The organism is Bartonella sp. AA1HLJMS (assembly GCF_042197445.1).
GTDB lineage: Bacteria > Pseudomonadota > Alphaproteobacteria > Rhizobiales > Rhizobiaceae > Bartonella.
This window is the reverse complement of sequence record NZ_JBHIRW010000302.1, coordinates 1-554: the sequence shown is the minus strand read 5'-3', so window position 1 is coordinate 554 and position 554 is coordinate 1. Positions and strand designations below refer to the sequence as shown.

Here is a 554-nt window from a genome sequence, read left to right as displayed (position 1 = left end):
AGGTAAAAATGCAAACAAACGAGATTGGCAAAGGACTTGGTACAATTGGGTTACAAGCCCTATCGGAACGCTAGCAAAGAAAAAAGCAAGATTAGAACAGGAAAAACGGTTAGGTGGTTATCATGGAAAATTCACTCAGAAAACTTTCACAGAACAGCTTGCAGAAGGCTTCAACGAACTCAGAGATCATCTCTCATCTGGAGAAGATTATGGAAATGATCAGTCCGGGGTATCCATTGACGCTGAAAGCTGCGAATACATTGACGAAACAGGAGGAAGAGCAAACCTTAGATGCTTGCAATCTTCTACAAGCGTTGCTCTCTGTGAAAGCTTCAGTTAAGCAAATTGAGCAAGCTTCTTTCCTACTCTCAAGCATGAGAGTCCCTGCGAACACAGATTCCAAAGCCGTTGTTCTATCCTATAGCATGATGCTGGAACGGATTTCAGCATATGCTCTGAAAAAAGGCGTCGAAGATATCGTAACTGGTCAAGCAATTGGGATATCAAAAACATTTATGCCAACTTGTGGAGAGCTTTTAACTTATTGCCAGACA

The 554-nt window shown here is 41.9% G+C and carries 1 pseudogene; it reads left to right on the top strand.

Going from position 1 to position 554, the window contains the following annotated elements:
• Nucleotides 1-122: 122 nt before the first annotated feature.
• Nucleotides 123-554: pseudogene (locus ACFIQE_RS11335) on the top strand (hypothetical protein); the annotation flags it as partial.